Origin of the sequence: Galbibacter orientalis DSM 19592, assembly GCF_000260115.1 — a bacterium.
GTDB classification, from domain to species: Bacteria; Bacteroidota; Bacteroidia; order Flavobacteriales; family Flavobacteriaceae; genus Galbibacter; species Galbibacter orientalis.
This window is the reverse complement of the sequence record NZ_JH651379.1, coordinates 1-19271: the sequence shown is the minus strand read 5'-3', so window position 1 is coordinate 19271 and position 19271 is coordinate 1. Positions and strand designations below refer to the sequence as shown.

Here is a 19271-nt window from a genome sequence, read left to right as displayed (position 1 = left end):
TAGCAAATGGACATTAATAAATTTATAAACGATTGGCTTGACAAAAGCAACGCTTACGACATACAAGCCTATTTAGAAAAATGGCATAGAAATGCCATTCTTGACGACCCATCAGTTGGACAGGTTTTTAAGGGACATTCGGGAATTAAAAAGTATTTTGAAAGTTATTTCATTGGCTATAAGACCCAAACACGACTTGTTAAGCTAGACATCATTTCAAACAACGAAGCACATCTTGAAGTTGAGTTTACAGGAGAATTTCCAGGTGGACAAACAGGCGGAATATTTGACTTTATTTTCAAAGACGGAAAAATAGCATCAGCAAAAGCAGACTTGCTATAAAACCCTTACCAATAAAAAGTATTATATATCTGGTCTTTTCAGCAAAGAACATTGGTCTTTTCAACAAATCATGTTCAGTCTATTGATATTAAATTTGAAAAAAAATAAAATGAAAAATTAAGATTTAGGAATTTTAATAGTTAGACTTACAACTGGTGCATTAATGCTTTTTCATGGCGTGGATAAGTTAAGTAACGGAATTTTAAATATTTCAAATTTACTCGAATCAAAAGGTTTGCCTTCATTTTTTTCCTATGGGGTATTTGTGTTTTAGCCCCTATAAAACAAGGGTATTATTCTAGATTTCAAAGATTAATTAAGCGGTTTGTTTTTTTATTAAAATCAGGTGTCGGTCCTGTTCCCATTTTTCCATTGGTGTGATTCTTCCTAATAGCCCGTGAAGCCTATCCTTGTTGTAAAATGTAACATATCTTTTTAAGATCTGCTCAATCTGACCGAATGTTCTGTAATCAAACCTAGTAAACACTTCCTTTTTAAGTATACCGTGATAGGCCTCGATATGTGCATTTTCTTCTGGTGTGGCCACATGGGTAAATTCTTGATCAACCCCAATGAGTCCTAAGTATTCGCGAACATTGCTGGCTATGAACTGGCTCCCGTTATCACTTCTGATAACCACACTTTCAGGATACTCATAATTCTCAAATAACTCGCAGAGAAGGGTTATTACCTGAGCCTGTTTAATAGAAAAAGAAAAATGATCTTTCAGTATCCTACGGGTATGTACATCAATTACCGAGAGCAAATAGGCATTTTTACCCACACTTGGGATCCAGACCATCTTGATATCCATTTCCAGACATTCAAGAGGTCTTGAGGTTTTCACTTTTCGGAATTTTACAAATTTACGGCCAGCACCACTCCTGTTGATCCGGTTCTCCAATTTTAGCAAGCCAGCGGTTTTCATAATCCTATATAGTTTCTTATGATTGATCAGGTAGCCCTCTCTCTTTAAATAGGAGGTCATAAGCCTATATCCACAATCAATGAATTCATGGCTCAGAAGCTTTTTAACTGCATTTAATACAGTTGATTGTTCGACCCAACCTTGGTGCTTGTTATAGGTTAATTTAGAAGGCTTATTTCCCTTTCTGCCCGGACTGGGTTTTCTATAATAACTACTGGAGACCATCCCAACCATTTTAATGATCTTAGTTTTGCTGCACCGGTGCTTCTTAAAGATAAAATCCACTAGATCTTTCTTGGATCGGATGTCCCAAACTTTTTTTTTAAGAGTTCCCGTTGTACTTCTAGTTCAATTTCTTTGTTTCCCAGTAGTTTACGAAGAACTCTGTTCTCTTCTTCTACTTGCTTGAGCTCTTTGCTTTTCAGGTCATAGTTTATTTTTAGACCTGCCTCTCCTTTATGATCAAACTTCTTTTTCCAATTATAAAAGGTCCCTGTACTAACACTATACTTTCTACAGGTTTCAACAACTCCAATCTCTTCCGAAGATGCTAGTATTTCCAACTTCTGCGATAAACTCCATCTCTTGTATTTCATATTTCAAAGGTATTGATTGAAATCTAAAATATCACTCCGATATTATTGGGGGCTAAAGTAACCAATAGTCATTCCGTAAGACTTAATTTTAGCTTCTGAATTTGTATATAATTGATACACCTTAAAATCTCCATTTTGCATTGCTAATAATGATAAGGATTCATCACCAGCTTTAACTCAGCTTGAGAAAACTGCTTTGAATCCTCTGGTAACCGCCTTTGAATATTGGCTAATTTAAACTGCACTTTTTTATCCGTTCCATCTGCATACGTAATAAACTCCCTCTGTTTCAGTCGAAAGAAAACATCCGCCCTGATTTTTGGAATTTCCTTTTCCCCTGTGGTTACCCGTGTATCAAAATCCAGATTATGCCCACGGCTAACGCTCTTTGTTGGGTCCTTTATAATTTCAAAAAAACGCTCACAGTATTTGGCCGTATCGGGGTCATTGACCTTTCCAAAAAACTGATAGGAAAGATTGCTCAATATCGCCTTGCTCGCCTTATCGCCGTACATCATATCGTTCTGGATCTTGTCCTGCATCACATAGATTGTAGAAATACCGTAGCTCCTCAGTGTCGCAGGAATGCGGTGCATATTCAGTAACCGGATGGTAGGTGCTTCTTCCATCAATAAAAAAGACGGTCTTTGACCGCGCACGCTCATTTGCTTGGTAATGGTATGGATGATGGTAGCAATCACTGGCGAATAGGATGTTTCAAATTTTGGATTGTTCACGATTGAAATTACCGCAGGATTTTCTTCACTATTGATATTGATTGGTACTTCATCTGCCGACAACGCCATAAAAATCCGTTGGGTACTGAGGCGTTTCAGTGCATTGGCCAAGGTGCTTTTTACCCCGGCGGTTTGTCGTTCCGAATCCTTGCCGCTAATAAAAGCATCTGCCATTGCCCTTGAAGTCGTGTTGGTTTCCAAAAACTGTATCAGGCTATCGGTGTCCAGATATTGATAAATGGCAATCAAATGGGGAAGTGTGCAGAATTTAGGATAGCTTGTTTTCAGTTTCCAGATCAATCCCCCTATCAAACCTTCTGCAGCATCATTGAAAAATTTAGTTGTTCCCGAAGTTCCGGATTCCCGTTGCTCCAAAAGGTTCTCGATCAGTACCCTGGAAACCTCGTTGACGCTTTCCTCGTTCTCCAAATACCTTGTTGCAATAGGATTGACCCGATGGATGATTTTATCAAAGGAAATAATCTTAAAAGGTATATCCCCATCCTTAAAAAGTGGATACGCCATTTCCGTAAGCTCAAAATCTTTGTAATCGTGGATGATACCACAAAATCCTTCCTTCCGGAAATGTTTCAGGAATCCATACACTACACTTTCAGTCTTTCCGCTTCCCGCAGAGCCTATGATGGATGCGCCACGTTTGATATTGTCCAGTTTGAAGTTTCCATTGGTAGTGGCAAAATTGATTTGATATCGGTCATCGCCATTTTTTGGCACCTCCTTTTTATGAAAGAAAACATACAATACCGTATTGATCAACAAAAGCGGACAGACTACATTCAACAAAACTAAAATCAAAGCGTTCCAAGGTTGTAAAAAATAGGTCAGGGCAAACAACAAAAGGCTGTTTGCAAGAAATGCATATTTGGACACCTGATACAATCCATAAAATATGGCACTGGCCAGACCAATGGTTAAAAGAGCGGTAAAAAGGTTGTCTATATACATCATACTCGAATTAGATTCCTATGGAACTTGATTTGATGGCCACTTCCACGCCACGGCGTAGTCGGTTGAATACCTTCAGTGCCAATTGCGCCTGTGTCACAGGAATGCTTGGTAGCATTGGAACACCACTTTCCTTCATCATTTTAAAGGCAATCGTCTTTTCATTGGTGGGCAATTTCAACAACGACGCAAAATAGGTTTTAGGGTTTTTGATAAAATCCTTCCGAGCTTTGTAGGTCTCGGCGAAGTTTCTTTGATAGCCAAAAGTCTTGTCAAAGGTCTTTTCCGCACGTTCAAAAAATTGGTCACGGTCAAAGCCCCGTTTAACATTCTTACCGTGCATCTCCACTTCCGATGCCTTATGCTTGCTTCCCGGAGAAAGACTAAAAGTGTTGGAGGCATCCTTTCGGCTTACGATGATATGGATATGACTTTGGTTTCCTGCCTTGGGCATTCCCTGGACAATTCGCTTCCCGTCCTGTTGGTGCGGGGCTTCCTTTTCCAGTCGGTCAATTTTCTGCTGCAATAATTTGCTATTGCCTTCAGCCCGCCCTTCTTCAATATTCCTGATTTCAGTTTTAAGCTGAAGGATTTTCGTTGCATAAGGCTGGTTTTCCTTGATTTGCCAATCCGTTCCCTTAAAAGTGCGTTGGTGTTCTATTTTCGCATAATATTTTATATCATCGATGGTAATGGGTCTTCCGTTGATTTCACGGTTAAAGGATGCCACATAATCCTTCATCAGTTCACGGGTGTATCTTTTTAGATCCTCACTGCTGTTCTGTAACCGGTTCAGTTCGTATTTGGAAGGGCTGACCGTAATGGAATAGAATTTCGGTTCGGTCTTTTTGAGTTTGGCACCGTTGCCATCGATATCCTTCACAACTTCTTCAGCGGAAATTTTATCTCCATACTGGTTGAAAAAGTGTTCCATTTCTTCCTGTTCCAAACCCTGGTTTTCTTTCTCCAGATAACCGACAAAATCGCCTGAACTTTGTGAATAATTTCCTCCCAGTTTTTGAGGTGTAATTGTGATATACATAGCTCAAAAATTTAGAGTTCGTTATTATGGTTTTGCTTTTCCTGAAATCTTACTTTAGGTTTTTCTTCGACCGCTTTCTTTTCCAAAATCAAAGGTTTTTTTGAAGGTTCGTTCGTCTGAAAAAGGGATTATATCATTGCGACCGTGGGTTTGGTCTGTGTCTTTTCCATATCCCTCATTATCGCGATGACCGCATTGATACGTTTCTTTAGTGAAGCTTCGATTGTCCTACCTGTCGGTCCCAATTTTTCCTTTGGGGAAATCTCATTGTAGAAGAAAAAGTCGAGCATTGTTTCCAATGCTTCAGTGTGTGATTTGAAGTGTGTCCTTGAAAATTCCTGAAAACGTTTTGCCGTTTCCTTTTTGAACCTGAGGCCGATAAATGAGTCCATAATTCGCCGATTTGTCGCAAATCCTTCCCTAAAAATGGGCGTTCACAGGGCATTTGTCGCAAATTGTAGAAGGTCGGGAATTTTATATTTTTTCAAATTACTGAATATCAGTGATTTGTAAATAAAAAGGAGTACTAAACATCGCATCGCGTGTTACCCTCTTGCTACTCCTTTTCGTCTCGCGCAGCGGGACAAAATTCCGTACAATCTGGCTAAAAAGCCAATTGCCATTTCAAGGAAAATAATTTTTCCGATATGTTATTTTTTCGATGGGTACGGTTATCGGCGAAAGTCAAAAAATGGATAACCCTACGTGAAATTGAATGCTGAATTTCAGCGAAATAAAGATAGTGATTTTTATTGAATTGAAATCGATGCAACAAAAAAACACCTCCAAAAATTTAGAGGTGCTTGACTATGAAGTTTAGAAATTCAGATGTTGAATACAAACGTATAGGAATACAAATTGCGTAATGCTTCTTCGGCTATCATCGTTTCAAAACAAGCGTGATTTTTCCTTACGTATTTGCGGATGTCCTCCCCAAATTTTCGTTCCACATCCTTCTTGGAATTTTCCATAAGTCGGTTTTGAGTCTCTTCGCTCAAGTCGGTAAAATTTAGATAAATCATAGCTTTCAATTTAAAGGATTCCATTATCTGCAAAACTGTAATAGTCGCCATCGGGAGAAATTATCAAATGGTCTAGAACTTTAATATCAAGTAAGTCGCCAGCCTTTTTAATCTTTTGGGTCAGGCTCTTGTCCGCTTCACTAGGTCTTAAGGTACCGCTCGGGTGGTTATGAAGTAAAATTACTGCGGTTGTCAAGCTCTTTAAAAGTACGGCAAATAGAATGCGGACATCCACTAAAGTACCTGTGATACCTCCATTTGAAACCTCATAAATTCCTTTTACCTTATTGGCATTATTGAGCAACATTATTTTAAAGGTTTCGTGCAGTTCAATTGTTTCTTTGTTCCATTGGCTGTAGGCTATATCGGCAGCACTTTGGGAACAGGTTACTTTGGGAAGCAAATTTGCCTTTGTGCTTCCGCTGTAACTTATAGCTATTTCATTAACTTTGCTTTTCATTGTTAACTTATTAATTGGTTAATAATTAAAAGAGGGCGCTACTTTCCACGGGAACGCCCTCTTAAATTTTAAAGATTACTTATCATTTTTATTTCCGAGCAAAAGGACTTCCTTTGCTTCCACTTCGGTTACATAGCGTTGGTTTCCGTCATCGGTGGTATAGGTGCGGGTTCTCAATTTTCCAGTAATGGCTATTTCTTTTCCCTTGCCGACATAATTTTCGATAATCTCAGCAGTCTTGCCCCAAGCCACAACGGTGTGCCAATCTGTGGACTGCACTTTTTCGCCCTTGTTGTTTTTGTAGTGTTCATTTGTGGCGATTGAAAAACGGGCTATTTTTTTACCGCTTTCAAGGTTGGTAATGGTTGGTTCTTGCCCAACATTTCCGATTAACTGTACGTGATTTTTTAAAGTACTCATAATAAAATATTTAAAGATTAATAATGCTATCCGAACCATTCGGACAGTTTGCGTTTGTATTTTTTTGAAGTGATTTACTTATTATATCTTGAGCGTTTTCCTTTTTTGTTTTTTTTGGTGCCGCTTCCTTTTTGATGTTTTTGTACGATTTCATAAGATTCATTTTAGATTTACTTCCCATAGCGCCCTCGCTGTTACCTTTTTTTGTTGCTGATACAGTTTCAATATTTGGAATTGATAAGGACTTATAAAAGGGAGGGACGACCGGTTATGCAGTCCGTTTCAACTTCCAAATGTTGGTATTTTGCTGTCAAAAAAAGGGAGGGACAGTGAGGGTGCGGGAGTAGGTCTAAAGACTTTTGTGAAGTACCAATATATAGGAAGCGGCACCAAATGATTAAATGGAATTCCGATGGAGCGGACTCCGTTCACGGTTTTGGATTGGGAATGTAGTGTTGTTTTCTAGTTTCGATAGCTATCGGGACGGGAAGGGTTAACGGAATGGAAAGGAGAAATTGGGGATGGTATCCAATACTTTTTAGGGAAGCGCTGCCGCCTGGAATGTAGCTTTTCGTGGAATGCAAGGGAATGTGCTGAGCGGAACAAATTGCTTGGAATAAAATAATCTATTGAACCTAAGGGGAAATCCTAAATAGGTAGAATAAGCTTAAATGCTTTAATAACTTCATTAATTATTTATACATTTGCATTTATAAATATATAATAGTTGATTTTGAACTTAAAACAAATAGAAAAAATATCGAAAGCACTTGGGGATAGTAACCGGCTTAAGATTTTAAAGGCCATACAATCTCATAAGGGTAAGTTGGAATGTACCACAATTACTTCATCCCTCAATTTAGCACAACCTTCTGTAAGCCATCATATCAAAAAATTGGTGGAAGCAGAACTAATAGAGCCGCACAAAGAGGGTCGTTTTTATTTTTACTCTTTAAATTGTGATATTTTGGATGCCTACCTGTCAACATTAAAGAGATTATGATTTTTTATTTGAATAACACATCGAAACATATAAATATATGAATACTAAAAAAACAGAATATTCTATCTTAGAACTCGCCCTGGTTCCCAAAGGTGGTACCATAAAAAAAACCCTGAACAATTCTTTGGCACTTGCAAAAGTAGCAGAAACTTCCAACTACAAGCGCTATTGGTTTGCAGAGCACCACAATGCCGAACATATAGGCAGCAGCGCCACCTCAATACTTATAGGTTATGTTGCAGAAAATACAAACAGTTTACGGATAGGTTCGGGCGGGATTATGCTACCCAATCATTCCCCTTTGATTATAGCAGAGCAATTTGGAACCCTTGCTCATCTATACCCCGACCGTATCGACCTGGGCCTTGGAAGGGCGCCGGGTACAGACCCACAAACTGCGCGGGCCATTCGTTCAGATTTTATGAAAGCGGCGCATTCTTTCCCAAAGGAAATAGAGAAAATTCAGCAGTATTTTTCATTGGAGAATAAGAGCGCGAAAGTCCGCGCAACAATTGCTGAAGGAACTGACGTACCCTTATATATTTTGGGTTCCAGTACCGATAGTGCCCATTTGGCCGCAGCAAAAGGTTTGCCCTACGCCTTTGCGAGTCACTTTGCCTCGACGCATTTACATAATTCGCTACGGATTTATGAGCAGGAATTTAAAGCTTCTGAATTTCTAGAAAAGCCCTACACAATGGCCGGTGTCAACGTATTTGTAGCTGATACCAATGAGGAGGCCGAAAAGTTGTTTACCACGGTTATCAGGATGTTTGTGGGGGTACTTACGGGGGCAAAAGATCCTTTACAGCCCCCTTCTCCAATGACTGAAGAGCTCAAAGGAATGTATAATCATCCTTCGGTGCACCAAATGTTAAAATATTCTTTTGTGGGAAGCAAAGAAAGTGTAAAAAAACAGACCAAAGTGTTTTTAGAGGAAACGGGCGTTGATGAACTTATTGCCGTGGCTACGATGTATTCAGTTGAAGACCGCATAAAATCCACCCAATTGTTCGGCGAAATTATGACTGAAATCAACCAAGAAAAACCTGCATATTCTTACAATGCTTAGCAATTGATTTAATAAACCATAACAAGTAAACAGAAATTAATAATTTAAAAAACATAGATATGAACATAGGAATTTTAGGAACAGGAGCCATAGGAAGCATCCTTGCACGGAAATTTGCCAATGCCGGGAATTCGGTAAAAGTTACCAATACCAGGGAAATGCCCGAACTTAAGAAAATTGCAGAAGACCTGGGAGCAGAAGCGGCATCTACGCAAGATGTTGTAAAAGATGTAGATGTTATTATCTTTTCAATGCCCTTCAGCGCCTATAAAAATTTACCGAAAGATTTATTGAAGGATGTACCAAAAGATGTTGTCATAATTGATACGTCCAACTATTATCCGATGCGTGATGGCGATATCCCCGAATTAAATGATAAGACCGAAAGCGATTATATTTCCAGTGTTTTGGGCAGACCGCTTACCAAACTCTTCAATAATATTATGGAGTACACCTTTAAAAATAAAGGAAAGGCCTCTGGGGGAAAAGATAGGATAGCCATTGCCGTCGCTGGAGATAACCCAGAGCATAAAAAAGCTGCTTCTCAATTGGCAGATATTACAGGATTTGATACTGTTGACACGGGTAACCTTTCTGACTCTTGGAGGCAACAGCCCGGTACACCTGCATATTGTACAGAACTTAATGCAGCGGAACTAAAAAAAGCCCTTGATATTGCAGTTCGGAACAAGGCTCCTGAAACAAGAGATAAAATAATGGATAAACTTCAAGAATATGACCTTCAACAAGATCACGATAAGATAGTAGCTTTAAACCGGTCAATGTCTTATGAAAGTGTAGGACAGGAATATAAAGCCTGAAGGAATTCCAATATTTGTAGGGGGTGAAAATTGTGTGAGAATCGTCTTTTTCCGGGAATGTAGCTCTTTTACAATAAGATCGCTTTTTGAAAAGCAAGAAAATAGTCTGAAGAGATTACCCAAATTGATTCTTATTTATTTCGATAGTATTTTTTTATGTGGTTAGCAGTAATTGTTTAATTGAATGAAGCTCTAAATTGCAGGGGGGTTTTTTGGATTTTCTTTTTGAACATCGTACTAAATGACTGTGGATGCTCGAAACCTAAATCATAAGCTATTTCTTTTACGCTTAAATTGGTCGTTGAAAGAAGGTCTTTGGCTTTATCGATTACAAATTTCTGAATATAGGTCTGGGCATTTTGTCCAGTAAGGCTTCGTAACATATCACTCAAATAATTAGGAGATAAATTAAGCTTTTCCGATAAAAATTGTACTGTTGGCAGGCCCAAAAGTGCCGATTCGCTATTTAGATAGTCGGTCAGCAGGCTTTCGATTTCGGTAAGTAGATCGTTATTTACCGCACTTCGAGTAAGAAATTGCCTATTATGAAAACGATCCGCATAGTTGAGAAGTAGTTCAATATGTGAAACAACAAGACCTTGGCTATAACCATCTATGTTGGTTTTTAGTTCGTCCTGCATTTGCTGAAGAAGGGACATAATTATTTCGTCCTCTTTTTCCGAAAGATGTAGGGCTTCAGCTCTGGAATATGAAAAAAAGCCATAGTTTCCAATGACTTTTCCTAATCCATAATGGCGAATAAGATCAGGTTTAAATATTAGCATATATCCTGATACTGGATCATCTGTAACATCTGTAACGGAAAAAATTTGTCCGGGTTTGGTAAAACTCATAATACCCTCTTCAAAATCATAATGACGTTGCCCGTATTTGAACTTACCCGAAGATCCTTTTTTACAGGCAACGCAATAAAAATAATAATAAAAATTTTTCCAGATTTCGCTATCTCCAAATTTCAAAAGTTCAAAATTGATAACACTCACCAGTGGATGGTCTGGCTTTGGCAAACCGAATAAACGGTGGAGTTCAGAAATGGACCCGATTCTATATGGAGCAGCTTTTTTCACTTTATAATTATTTAAAATCAGTAGATAAAGATAGTTCTTTCCATTTTTCCATTTCTTCTTCCTCATTTTTGCGTACCTCTAAAATAGCGTTGTAGCTGTCGGAACCTAAAGAAAGATGTAAGGGTGGATTTGACATTTCGGTAATTTTAAGTAAAACTTCCGCTAATTTTTTCGGATTTCCCAATTGTTTGCCATCAAATCCCGTAAACTGTTCAACCTGTTCATCTAAATTATATGCGTCAATTTTATTTTTCGCCACATTGAGACTGTCCTCGCTCATAAAATTTGTACGAAATGTTCCTGGTGCAAGAATCGTTACTTTTATCCCAAAAGGAGCAACTTCTTGGGCAAGAGCCTCTGATAGTCCGATCACAGCAAATTTGGACGCATTATAGCTTCCATTACCCGCATACCCCATATAGCCCATCATTGATGAAGTGTTAATGATATGCCCTGATTTTTGCTTGCGTAAATGCGGCAAGACTTTCCTGATGGTATTGGCCAGTGCAAAGACATTTATGCTCATTGTTTCCCTAAACTCGGTATCACTTAGTTCCTCAATATTCCCCAACAGGTTATATCCTGCATTATTGACCACGACATCTATTTGACCAAATTTTTCTATACCCTTGGAAATAGCTTCTTCCACGTCATGTTCTTTGGTAATGTCCAACTTTACGGGAAGTAGATTGCCCTTGTAATCCGCGATTTTTTCTAAAAGCGTTTCCGTATTTCTGGAAGTTGCAATTACTTTACCTCCGTTTTTTAAAACTGTTTTTGTAATTTCAAGGCCCATCCCTTTGGACGCTCCTGTAATAAACCAAACTTTTTGTGTGCTCATATATATTGTTTTTTTTACACACAAACTTATTGAAGGCTTAAAAGTTAAAAGTAATCAAATAAGGGATTTTAGTATTCAAATTGAATTGTGGTTGGTGTTCGAGACTTTGTAAAAAAATTCATTGCTCGAAATATTGCCCTTCGACTATGCTCAGGACAGGCTTTTTTCTAAAATGGAGGAATGTGCTGAGTAAACTCCATAAAAGAATAATGCCTTTTGGACTAATTATACTTTATATTGGAAAATATTGTACCAAATTCAAATGTCACACATTTGAGAAATATTTATATCTTTGCCTTGTCTTATGACCCATACAAAAAAACGAATCATAGAATCTGCCATCAGGATCTTCAATGAAGACCTATCTGCTCCTTTGCAAAAAGTTGCGGATAATGCAGCAGTGACCAGAAGAACATTGCATCGTTACTTTAAAGATCGGAATGAACTTGTAGCAGTTTGCAAACAAGCCATAGAATCAAGCTGCAAAAAAGCAATGATATCGGCTATTCAGAGCAGCGATGATGCTCTCATTCAATTAGAACGGATGCTCTACGCCGGAATTGATTGTGGAGCAAAATATTCCGTTTTTTATAAACTGCATCAAAGTAAAGATCATAAACATACCCACCAAAATAAGAATTGTGCGGATTACGATCATATCTATAACCAATTCCAAGGTATTATCATCGAATTACAGAAAGAGGGTAAGATAAGTCCAGCAATGTCCCCAGAATGGATACAGGTTTTACATTCCGGAATTATTGAAAGTACGGTCAACGCAAGGCAAACCACAACTAAAAGTTTTGAGGAAATCAAGGAGCTCGCCTGGACTTCCTATATAAAAGCAATAGCACCTTAAAAAAATTTACATCAATATGTCTCATTTCTGAGACAGTTTAAATTTAAAACAATGAGTACTAAAAATTTTGAAGTAATTATAGTGGGCGGAAGTTATGCTGGCCTCTCCGCAGCAATGGCATTAGGACGCTCCCTGCGAAAAGTGTTGATTATTGATAACGGTCATCCCTGTAATCGGCAGACCCCGCATTCGCATAATTTTATTACACAGGATGGCATTCCTCCAGCAGAAATAGCGGCAAAAGCCAAAGAACAAGTTCTAAAATACAAAACAATAGATTTTGTTAATGATCTTGCTGTCAATGCGGAAAAAAGTAAAAATGGCTTCTCAGTTATTATTAAATCAGGGGAAAAATTTACTACCAAGAAGGTGATCTTTGCTACCGGGATAAAGGATTTGATTCCCAATATCAGGGGTTTTGCAGAATGTTGGGGAATTTCGATGATCCATTGTCCCTATTGTCACGGTTATGAATTTCGAAATAAGAAAACAGGTATTATGGCGAATGGTGAGCGTGCATTTCACCTAGCTTCACTAGTGAACAACCTCACAGATCATTTAACCATCCTGACGACCGGCAAAGCAGATTTCTCATCCGAACAACTGGCTAAACTGGAATCGCATAATATAAATATCATCGAAACTGAAATTTCAGAACTTGAACATCAGGAGGGCTATCTCCAGAAGGTAATCTTTAGTACTGGAGAAAAAGTAGTTTTCGATGCAGTTTATGCAGGATTTCCAACTACTCAACATTCCGACATACCGGTTTCTTTAGGCTGTGAATTGACAGAGCACGGCCATATCAAGGTCAATGAATTTCAGCAAACAACTATTGAGGGTATCTATGTCTGTGGAGATAATTCGACAATGATGCGTTCTGTGGCTACTGCCGTGGCCAATGGAAACCTCGCCGGCGCAATGGTCAACGCCGAATTGACCAAAGAACATTTTTAATAAAATTAAGATAATGATTGAAGTATTCATCACCAATACTCCAAATCAAATGTCTGGAAACCAGATGATAAAATGCCTTAAAATCTCTTTCTCCGATTTAAAGATTGACTTTGATATAGAGACACCCATAGCAAACTATCCTTGTGATCATAGCATTTTACGTGTTGAAGGAGCTAATTAATGTACAGAATATAATTTTCTCTATAAACCAAAACGGTTATGAATGACACATTCTTAAAGACAAAATATGTTCATAAATAATAGAAAATTATTTCATAATAGCAAAAAGGAAATAAAAAATTGGTTCATTTATCATTTTATAAAAGCTATTTGTTATCAATTATTAGTTAGATAATATTTCGACTGGGTATTTTTTATGAATTACTTTAGCAATTGAGAACTACCTCATGACAAAATAATATCTTAACATTAAAACCAATTACAAGTTATGAGTTTTAAAAATACCAAGCAATTAGGCTTTTTAGCTGCTTTGTTCTCAGCATTGGCTTGGTCAACTACAGGTATCTTTGTACGATTTTTAAAGGATTTTTCTGCCTTGGAAATTATAGCTGGACGTTGTTTTATTGGTCTGATATTTATTCTTTTATTTTTCTTGATTCGCCAAAACTCATTAGGCAAAAAAATATGGAAGTCTAAACAAGCCTGGGGATTGGGAACTCTTATGGCCTGCTATTTTTTGCTGGTTGTGACCTCTTATCAGATTGCGCCGGTAGCAGAAGTCTCCATACTTACTAATACAACTCCATTGTTTGCCTTGATTTACAAAAGAAGTAAAGGTCTTTCAATTTCGTCTCAGGAAATATGGGGCATATCTTTGGGAATGATTGGAGTGATTTTAGTAGTGATCTCAGGAAATTCCTCTCCCCAATTTTCTTCTGGTACGTTGCATTTATTAGGAGATTTTATGGCATTAGTTGCCGGGGCAGCAATGGCATTATATTCTATTTTTTATAGGAACATTCCAATTGAGAAAAAACCCTCCTCACAACTAGCAAGTTTTTTTACATTTTTTGTCGGCAGTGCCATAAGCCTCCTTATCATTGGTTTTTCTGGAGATATGGGTTCTATTATTAATTTTCTGGATTTTAATGCCTTATATTACTTCTTGGCCTTAGGAATTTTAGCTACCCTTTTACCTACACTGTGTTATGCCTACGCTTCTTCGGTTTTGGTTTCGGTCACAGTTACGTCATTAAGGTTGCTTACCCCACTGTTGGCCGCATTTTTAGCGATTATATTCCTAGATGAAATTCCCGATTTCTTGTTTTGGCCAGGAGCTTTAATTCTTCTGATTGGATTGTTCCTGATTATAAAATCAAAATAGAGGTATTATGATTTTTATAGCACTTTCTACGAATGATGCCCGATTCGGAAAAGGTGAGTAAATCAGCAGAAATACATACCTCACTAAACACGGGATAGAACTATTCTTTTATGACTCACATTCATTGGAAAAAGAGTTTGGAGCATACGGATTGGTTAAAGCTGAAGAAATAAATGAACCCATAAAAATTCCAAGCGACACACCTTCCGAAAAATTTTCTAAAATTATTTGTAAAAAAGTTGGATAAACATCCAATGGAAACAAAAAATTTTTTCGTAACGTAAAATACTATTTACTTTATTCCATATATTTGCAAAATATATTTAACGTTATGTCTAGAAGCAGTATTATATTACTACCTAAAAATAAGAAGCTTTTACAAGCAGTGGGAGAAAATATCAAGTTGGCACGCTTACGCAGGAAACTAACGATGGATCAGGTTTCAGAACGAGCAGGGATTTCCCGTCCCACACTTTCTTCCCTAGAAAAAGGGAGTCCTTCAGTTTCTTTAGGTATTATTCTCCAAGTTTTATTAGTATTAGGTCTGGAGAAGGATATATTGATTTTGGCCGACGATGATATATTGGGCAGAAAAATACAGGATGCTGATCTAACCGTTAAGGAACGTGGTCCAAAAAATACCAAGAAATAATGACACAGGAACGAAAAGAAATATTGGTATATGCGCATTGGGATGGAATAGACTCACCATTCCTAATGGGGAGTTTATATGTCACGCCATCTAGAGGGAAAGAAATATTTTCTTTTGAATATGATAAAGGGTGGTTACAATCGGATTATGCCCAAATCATAGATCCAGATTTACAATTATTCGAAGGTACCCAGTACCTCAACAATGAGAAATCCAATTTCGGTATTTTTTTAGATTCTTCACCTGATCGGTGGGGTCGAGTCCTAATGATGCGTAAAGAGGCTGCTAAAGCTAGGAAAGAAGAACGCCGGCCTAAAACTTTAATGGAGTCGGATTATCTACTCGGGGTTTACGATAATAACCGAATGGGAGGACTTCGTTTTAAAACAGTACAGAACGGTGCTTTTTTAGATGATAATGAAGCGATGGCTGCCCCACCTTTCGCTGCACTTAGAGACCTTGAATTTGCCAGCTTACAACTTGAAAAAGAAAACGCCCCAGACAATCCGAAATACCTAAAATGGCTCAATATGCTAATGGCACCAGGGTCTTCCTTGGGAGGAGCAAGACCCAAGGCAAATATTCGGGATACAGAAGGAAGTTTATGGATTGCTAAATTTCCAAGCCAAAATGACCAGCAAGATATGGGTGCTTGGGAAATGCTTGCCTATCGACTTGCGATTCAATCCGGTATTGATATGGCACCGTCAAGGATACAAAAATTTTCACACCATCAACATACATTTCTAACCCAACGATTTGATCGTAAAAACGATGGCACCCGTATTCATTTTGCTTCTGCAATGACCTTATTAGGATATACTGATGGAACGGACTATCAAGATGGGGTTAGTTATTTGGAACTTCTGGAATTTTTAATGCAGAATGGAGCTGATGTTGATAACGATCTCCAGAAGTTATGGAGACGTATTGCGTTTAATGTTTGTATTTCGAATACGGATGATCACCTTCGCAATCACGGATTCCTTTTAACGGATTCCGGTTGGATACTTTCGCCGGCTTATGATATCAATCCAACTCCAAATGGTACTGGTTTAAAACTTAATATTTCGGAAAATGAAAATGCTTTGGATTTAGACTTAGTAAGAGAAGTCGCTCCTTATTTTCGGTTAAAAGAAAAAAAAGCCAATGCTGTTATCAATACAATTCAGCAGAATGTGGCCCAATGGGAGCAAATGGCTATTGATTTGGGTATCTCCAGAAATGAAATGGAATTAATGAAAAATGCGTTTAAGTATTAAAATATTTCATCAATACTGTTTTTTGCTACAAAATGATATCATTTGAAATCAAGAGAAATGTCAAATTGAAAATGCTATGATTCTGTACCTATTCTGTACCCATTGCAAAAAAGAAAGGCTTCACATTTCTGTGAAGCCTTGTCATTGCTAGTAGCGGGAACTGGACTCGAACCAGTGACCTTCGGGTTATGAGTGTTTTACCGCATAACATCAACAATATACAATAACACTGATAACCAATTATTTAACCTACTTTTAATAATATATGCAACCAAATAATATCAATTAAAAGCATAAAATGTTGTACCTATGTTGTACCTGTTTTTATTATCTTTATAATCTAAAGCAATTATTATGGCAACAGTTAAAGCAGTACTCCGCAAGAAAAAAAATCCGGAAGGTTGTTATCCGATAGCTATCAGGATCACCAAAGACAGAAAAAGTTCCTATTTGGGAACCGGGCAACATATTGAGGAAAAGCATTGGGATGAAAAAAATAGATGTATTAGAAAGTCCCACCCCAATGCCAACATCATCAATAACTTTTTAATTACTAAAATTGCTGAGGCAAATAAAAAAGTCTTAGAAGCTGAAAATAACGAAGATTATCAAACCGTCAATGCGATCAAGAAAAAAATTAGGCAAAACAAAAAAATTAATTTCTTTGCCGTGGCAGATATGCATCTTGAAAACTTAAAGAATAGGGAAAAGCATCACCAATACGATACTGAGCTAGGTCGTCTTAAAAAGTTTAAGAGTTTTCTCAGAAAAAATGAGTTATCGTTTAATGAGCTTAATGTCCCACTTCTCAAAAAATTCGAGACCTACTTGCTTCATGATAAAAAACGTTCGCCGAGAACGGTAGTGAACTATCTGATTCTAATACGAACTATTTACAACCTCGCCATATCTGAATCTTTAGTTGACCGGGGCAGATATCCATTCGGAAAAGGGAAAGTGCAGATAAGAATCCCTGAATCACAAAAGATTGGACTGAACCGCAAAGAAATTCAGAAATTAGAAAATGCCACAGACTTAACCGAGGCTCAACAGAACGCAGTTCACGTATGGCTCATTAGTTTTTATTTCGCTGGGATAAGGGTTGGCGATGTTTTAAAATTAAAATGGTCTGACTTTAATGATGGCAGGTTAGTTTATCGTATGAACAAAAACAGTAAATTGGTTACGCTTAAAACACCCGACAAGGCGAGTGCAATACTTAATAGATATCGAGAGAAATATAGTCTTGATAACGATTTAATTTTTCATTACCTTAAAGATATCGATTTAGACGATTCGCAGAAGGTCTCTGTAAGAACACAGACCATAACGCGAAACCTAAACAGACACTTGAAAAAAGTTGCTACAAAACTGGGCATAACCAAAAAGATGAGTATGCACATTGCAAGACATAGTTTTGGTAATATCTCAGGCGATAAAATCCCTATTCAAATGCTCCAAAAACTTTACCGTCATTCATCCATCACTACAACTATAAATTACCAAGCAAACTTTATTCACAAAGATGCGGATAAGGCATTGGATAGTGTAATCAACTTTTAAGCTTTACCCGCCAAGCATTTTTTTTGCACAACCTGTGCATCGATTAATTTGTATCTTTGTCAAACTTTATGAAAATATTTTTTTCCATATCAATGTCAATTTTATTCTTTTTTCAGGGAATTAGCATTGATATGGACTTTTGTGGACCAATTAAAGAAATTTCAAACGTTATTACCCATTATCAAGACCATAAAGTTTATGGCGACTCTTTCCTTGAATATGTAGTTGAAGATTACATCGATAATGATTCAAAAAATGAAGGGCATCATAACGATCAGGATAAGGAGAATATGCCAGTCCATTCCCATCATCAATGTTGTCATCCTGTATTATTAATAGCTAACAACAATATACCTCTATTCAATCGATTAAAGATTGAAAATGAAAAACAGAACAACTTCTATAAAATCAACTTCCATTCCAGATATCTGGAAGCGCTTTTCCAACCCCCTCAAGTATAATTCAGTTATTTTAAGGATAGCTATGTCCTAACTTGGTGCTTTTTTAAAGTAAGCATTACATCATAAACGCATTGCATCTATTCGCATTGCGCAGTTTAAACTGAATTAATACTTTTTCTATGATTAACAAAATCATTTCATTTTCCATTAATAATAAATTTATTATTGGGCTACTTACCTTAGCGCTTATAGGTACGGGTATTTGGTCCATGATGACCGTCAACCTGGGATCGGTGCCAGATATTACTAACAACCAGGTTCAGGTGATCACCCAATCACCTAATCTTGCAACAGAAGATATTGAACAATTTGTAACCTATCCTGTAGAACTCTCAATGGGGAACCTGCCCGGGGTTACGGAAATACGATCTGTTTCCCGGTTTGGCCTTTCCGTGGTTACAATTGTTTTTGAGGACGATATGGGCATTTACAAACCCCGACAACTGGTTCAGGAAAAACTGAACGAAGTCAGGGACCAAATACCTGAAAAATTTGGAAGTCCCGCTATGGGGCCCATTACTACAGGTTTGGGTGAGATTTATCAATATACGATAAAGCCCCAAAAAGAGTATGACACTGTTTATTCCCCTACGGAATTGCGTACCATCCAGGATTGGATCGTAAAGCGTCAAATGACCCTCGTCGAAGGTGTAGTAGAGGTAAATTCATTTGGGGGCTCTATAAAACAATATGAAATTGCCATTAATCCCGAAAAACTGAATGCGTTAAACGTTTCTATTTCCCAAGTCTTCGATGCCCTGCAAAAAAATAATGTTAATACAGGCGGTGCATATATAGAAAAAAATAATATGGCCAATTTTATCCGTGGTGAGG

24 protein-coding genes and 1 pseudogene are annotated in these 19271 nt (G+C 37.6%); 14 read left to right on the top strand and 11 right to left on the bottom strand.

Going from position 1 to position 19271, the window contains the following annotated elements:
- Positions 1-6 precede the first annotated feature (6 nt).
- Both JOOMADRAFT_RS00120 and JOOMADRAFT_RS20690 read left to right on the top strand, forming a co-directional pair.
- Positions 7-342 carry a nuclear transport factor 2 family protein gene (locus JOOMADRAFT_RS00120; protein ID WP_008610545.1) on the top strand — a complete coding sequence of 112 codons (336 nt, stop codon included), beginning with the start codon at positions 7-9 and terminating at the stop codon, positions 340-342.
- A gap of 130 nt (positions 343-472) precedes the next feature.
- Positions 473-616: a DoxX family membrane protein gene (locus JOOMADRAFT_RS20690; RefSeq protein WP_394358997.1), complete on the top strand. Its 144-nt coding sequence runs from the start codon at positions 473-475 to the stop codon at positions 614-616.
- Positions 617-658: 42 nt separating this feature from the next.
- On the opposite strand, the gene JOOMADRAFT_RS00115 is transcribed toward JOOMADRAFT_RS20690, so the two are convergent.
- From JOOMADRAFT_RS00115 to JOOMADRAFT_RS20250, 9 genes and pseudogenes are all read right to left on the bottom strand, one after another.
- Positions 659-1555 carry an IS3 family transposase gene (locus JOOMADRAFT_RS00115; protein WP_157136639.1) on the bottom strand — a complete coding sequence of 299 codons (897 nt, stop codon included), beginning with the start codon at positions 1553-1555 and terminating at the stop codon, positions 659-661.
- Positions 1555-1866 carry a transposase gene (locus JOOMADRAFT_RS00110; protein ID WP_008610543.1) on the bottom strand — a complete coding sequence of 104 codons (312 nt, stop codon included), beginning with the start codon at positions 1864-1866 and terminating at the stop codon, positions 1555-1557. The genes JOOMADRAFT_RS00115 and JOOMADRAFT_RS00110 overlap by 1 nt, the downstream gene beginning before the upstream one ends.
- Before the next feature lie 143 nt (positions 1867-2009).
- Positions 2010-3569, bottom strand: a complete 1560-nt coding sequence (locus JOOMADRAFT_RS00105) for a type IV secretory system conjugative DNA transfer family protein (RefSeq protein ID WP_008610542.1) — start codon at positions 3567-3569, stop codon at positions 2010-2012.
- A gap of 10 nt (positions 3570-3579) precedes the next feature.
- Positions 3580-4611, bottom strand: a complete 1032-nt coding sequence (gene mobB / locus JOOMADRAFT_RS00100) for a MobB family relaxase (RefSeq protein ID WP_008610541.1) — start codon at positions 4609-4611, stop codon at positions 3580-3582.
- An 11-nt stretch (positions 4612-4622) separates the two neighbouring features.
- Positions 4623-5003: pseudogene (locus JOOMADRAFT_RS00095) on the bottom strand (BfmA/BtgA family mobilization protein).
- A 432-nt stretch (positions 5004-5435) separates the two neighbouring features.
- Entirely contained in the window at positions 5436-5633 is a 198-nt protein-coding gene (locus tag JOOMADRAFT_RS00090) for a hypothetical protein (RefSeq protein ID WP_040879834.1), read from the bottom strand.
- Between the two features lie 10 nt (positions 5634-5643).
- The gene (locus tag JOOMADRAFT_RS00085; protein WP_008610539.1) at positions 5644-6093 is read right to left on the bottom strand and encodes a JAB domain-containing protein; all 450 of its coding nucleotides are present in this window, start codon (positions 6091-6093) and stop codon (positions 5644-5646) included.
- A gap of 75 nt (positions 6094-6168) precedes the next feature.
- A complete protein-coding gene (locus tag JOOMADRAFT_RS00080; RefSeq protein WP_008610538.1) occupies positions 6169-6513 on the bottom strand; it encodes a single-stranded DNA-binding protein in 345 nt (114 codons plus the stop codon).
- Positions 6514-6523: 10 nt separating this feature from the next.
- Positions 6524-6667: a hypothetical protein gene (locus JOOMADRAFT_RS20250; protein ID WP_169313480.1), complete on the bottom strand. Its 144-nt coding sequence runs from the start codon at positions 6665-6667 to the stop codon at positions 6524-6526.
- A 573-nt stretch (positions 6668-7240) separates the two neighbouring features.
- Between JOOMADRAFT_RS20250 and JOOMADRAFT_RS00075 the strand changes: the two genes are divergently transcribed.
- Genes JOOMADRAFT_RS00075 through JOOMADRAFT_RS00065 form a run of 3 tightly spaced genes read left to right on the top strand, consistent with a single transcriptional unit; the run spans position 7241 to position 9409 of the window.
- The gene (locus JOOMADRAFT_RS00075) at positions 7241-7516 is read left to right on the top strand and encodes an ArsR/SmtB family transcription factor (RefSeq protein ID WP_008610536.1); all 276 of its coding nucleotides are present in this window, start codon (positions 7241-7243) and stop codon (positions 7514-7516) included.
- A gap of 37 nt (positions 7517-7553) precedes the next feature.
- A complete protein-coding gene (locus JOOMADRAFT_RS00070) occupies positions 7554-8588 on the top strand; it encodes an LLM class flavin-dependent oxidoreductase (protein WP_008610534.1) in 1035 nt (344 codons plus the stop codon).
- 59 nt (positions 8589-8647) lie between these two features.
- On the top strand, positions 8648-9409 hold the full coding sequence (locus JOOMADRAFT_RS00065; protein WP_008610533.1) for an NADPH-dependent F420 reductase: 762 nt from the start codon (positions 8648-8650) through the stop codon (positions 9407-9409).
- Between the two features lie 176 nt (positions 9410-9585).
- Here the strand turns inward: JOOMADRAFT_RS00065 and JOOMADRAFT_RS00060 are convergent, their stop codons facing one another.
- On the bottom strand, positions 9586-10563 hold the full coding sequence (locus JOOMADRAFT_RS00060) for a helix-turn-helix domain-containing protein (protein WP_211206186.1): 978 nt from the start codon (positions 10561-10563) through the stop codon (positions 9586-9588).
- Positions 10505-11338 carry an SDR family NAD(P)-dependent oxidoreductase gene (locus tag JOOMADRAFT_RS00055; protein ID WP_008610531.1) on the bottom strand — a complete coding sequence of 278 codons (834 nt, stop codon included), beginning with the start codon at positions 11336-11338 and terminating at the stop codon, positions 10505-10507. The genes JOOMADRAFT_RS00060 and JOOMADRAFT_RS00055 overlap by 59 nt, the downstream gene beginning before the upstream one ends.
- A gap of 304 nt (positions 11339-11642) precedes the next feature.
- Here JOOMADRAFT_RS00055 and JOOMADRAFT_RS00050 point away from each other — a divergent pair, with 304 nt between their 5' ends.
- The 9 genes from JOOMADRAFT_RS00050 to JOOMADRAFT_RS00005 form a co-directional block, all read left to right on the top strand.
- On the top strand, positions 11643-12197 hold the full coding sequence (locus JOOMADRAFT_RS00050; protein ID WP_008610530.1) for a TetR/AcrR family transcriptional regulator: 555 nt from the start codon (positions 11643-11645) through the stop codon (positions 12195-12197).
- 51 nt (positions 12198-12248) lie between these two features.
- A complete protein-coding gene (locus tag JOOMADRAFT_RS00045; RefSeq protein WP_008610529.1) occupies positions 12249-13154 on the top strand; it encodes an NAD(P)/FAD-dependent oxidoreductase in 906 nt (301 codons plus the stop codon).
- A 13-nt stretch (positions 13155-13167) separates the two neighbouring features.
- The gene (locus JOOMADRAFT_RS20080; RefSeq protein ID WP_008610528.1) at positions 13168-13335 is read left to right on the top strand and encodes a hypothetical protein; all 168 of its coding nucleotides are present in this window, start codon (positions 13168-13170) and stop codon (positions 13333-13335) included.
- Between the two features lie 267 nt (positions 13336-13602).
- Positions 13603-14499, top strand: a complete 897-nt coding sequence (locus tag JOOMADRAFT_RS00035; RefSeq protein WP_008610527.1) for a DMT family transporter — start codon at positions 13603-13605, stop codon at positions 14497-14499.
- 331 nt (positions 14500-14830) lie between these two features.
- The gene (locus JOOMADRAFT_RS00025) at positions 14831-15151 is read left to right on the top strand and encodes a helix-turn-helix domain-containing protein (RefSeq protein WP_008610526.1); all 321 of its coding nucleotides are present in this window, start codon (positions 14831-14833) and stop codon (positions 15149-15151) included.
- Positions 15151-16413 carry a type II toxin-antitoxin system HipA family toxin gene (locus tag JOOMADRAFT_RS00020; protein ID WP_008610525.1) on the top strand — a complete coding sequence of 421 codons (1263 nt, stop codon included), beginning with the start codon at positions 15151-15153 and terminating at the stop codon, positions 16411-16413. The genes JOOMADRAFT_RS00025 and JOOMADRAFT_RS00020 overlap by 1 nt, the downstream gene beginning before the upstream one ends.
- A gap of 354 nt (positions 16414-16767) precedes the next feature.
- The gene (locus JOOMADRAFT_RS00015; RefSeq protein WP_008610523.1) at positions 16768-17976 is read left to right on the top strand and encodes a site-specific integrase; all 1209 of its coding nucleotides are present in this window, start codon (positions 16768-16770) and stop codon (positions 17974-17976) included.
- A 131-nt stretch (positions 17977-18107) separates the two neighbouring features.
- Positions 18108-18437 (top strand): hypothetical protein, encoded by a 330-nt coding sequence (locus JOOMADRAFT_RS00010; protein ID WP_245547630.1) that lies wholly within the window; start codon positions 18108-18110, stop codon positions 18435-18437.
- A 119-nt stretch (positions 18438-18556) separates the two neighbouring features.
- A partial coding sequence (locus JOOMADRAFT_RS00005) for an efflux RND transporter permease subunit (RefSeq protein WP_008610521.1) occupies positions 18557-19271 on the top strand: 715 nt, incomplete at its 3' end.

What these genes read in the sequence shown, in the direction of transcription:
- JOOMADRAFT_RS00105 (WP_008610542.1), bottom strand. Translation starts at nt 3,569, where the DNA reads ATGTATATAGACAACCTTTTTACCGCTCTTTTAACCATTGGTCTGGCC.
- JOOMADRAFT_RS20250 (WP_169313480.1), bottom strand. Translation starts at nt 6,667, where the DNA reads ATGAAATCGTACAAAAACATCAAAAAGGAAGCGGCACCAAAAAAAACA.
- JOOMADRAFT_RS00110 (WP_008610543.1), bottom strand. Translation starts at nt 1,866, where the DNA reads ATGAAATACAAGAGATGGAGTTTATCGCAGAAGTTGGAAATACTAGCA.
- JOOMADRAFT_RS00065 (WP_008610533.1), top strand. Translation starts at nt 8,648, where the DNA reads ATGAACATAGGAATTTTAGGAACAGGAGCCATAGGAAGCATCCTTGCA.
- JOOMADRAFT_RS00120 (WP_008610545.1), top strand. Translation starts at nt 7, where the DNA reads ATGGACATTAATAAATTTATAAACGATTGGCTTGACAAAAGCAACGCT.
- JOOMADRAFT_RS00080 (WP_008610538.1), bottom strand. Translation starts at nt 6,513, where the DNA reads ATGAGTACTTTAAAAAATCACGTACAGTTAATCGGAAATGTTGGGCAA.
- mobB (WP_008610541.1), bottom strand. Translation starts at nt 4,611, where the DNA reads ATGTATATCACAATTACACCTCAAAAACTGGGAGGAAATTATTCACAA.
- JOOMADRAFT_RS00090 (WP_040879834.1), bottom strand. Translation starts at nt 5,633, where the DNA reads ATGATTTATCTAAATTTTACCGACTTGAGCGAAGAGACTCAAAACCGA.
- JOOMADRAFT_RS00055 (WP_008610531.1), bottom strand. Translation starts at nt 11,338, where the DNA reads ATGAGCACACAAAAAGTTTGGTTTATTACAGGAGCGTCCAAAGGGATG.
- JOOMADRAFT_RS00035 (WP_008610527.1), top strand. Translation starts at nt 13,603, where the DNA reads ATGAGTTTTAAAAATACCAAGCAATTAGGCTTTTTAGCTGCTTTGTTC.
- JOOMADRAFT_RS00015 (WP_008610523.1), top strand. Translation starts at nt 16,768, where the DNA reads ATGGCAACAGTTAAAGCAGTACTCCGCAAGAAAAAAAATCCGGAAGGT.
- JOOMADRAFT_RS00050 (WP_008610530.1), top strand. Translation starts at nt 11,643, where the DNA reads ATGACCCATACAAAAAAACGAATCATAGAATCTGCCATCAGGATCTTC.
- JOOMADRAFT_RS00085 (WP_008610539.1), bottom strand. Translation starts at nt 6,093, where the DNA reads ATGAAAAGCAAAGTTAATGAAATAGCTATAAGTTACAGCGGAAGCACA.
- JOOMADRAFT_RS00060 (WP_211206186.1), bottom strand. Translation starts at nt 10,563, where the DNA reads ATGAGGAAGAAGAAATGGAAAAATGGAAAGAACTATCTTTATCTACTG.
- JOOMADRAFT_RS00045 (WP_008610529.1), top strand. Translation starts at nt 12,249, where the DNA reads ATGAGTACTAAAAATTTTGAAGTAATTATAGTGGGCGGAAGTTATGCT.
- JOOMADRAFT_RS20080 (WP_008610528.1), top strand. Translation starts at nt 13,168, where the DNA reads ATGATTGAAGTATTCATCACCAATACTCCAAATCAAATGTCTGGAAAC.
- JOOMADRAFT_RS00070 (WP_008610534.1), top strand. Translation starts at nt 7,554, where the DNA reads ATGAATACTAAAAAAACAGAATATTCTATCTTAGAACTCGCCCTGGTT.
- JOOMADRAFT_RS00025 (WP_008610526.1), top strand. Translation starts at nt 14,831, where the DNA reads ATGTCTAGAAGCAGTATTATATTACTACCTAAAAATAAGAAGCTTTTA.
- JOOMADRAFT_RS00010 (WP_245547630.1), top strand. Translation starts at nt 18,108, where the DNA reads ATGGACTTTTGTGGACCAATTAAAGAAATTTCAAACGTTATTACCCAT.
- JOOMADRAFT_RS00020 (WP_008610525.1), top strand. Translation starts at nt 15,151, where the DNA reads ATGACACAGGAACGAAAAGAAATATTGGTATATGCGCATTGGGATGGA.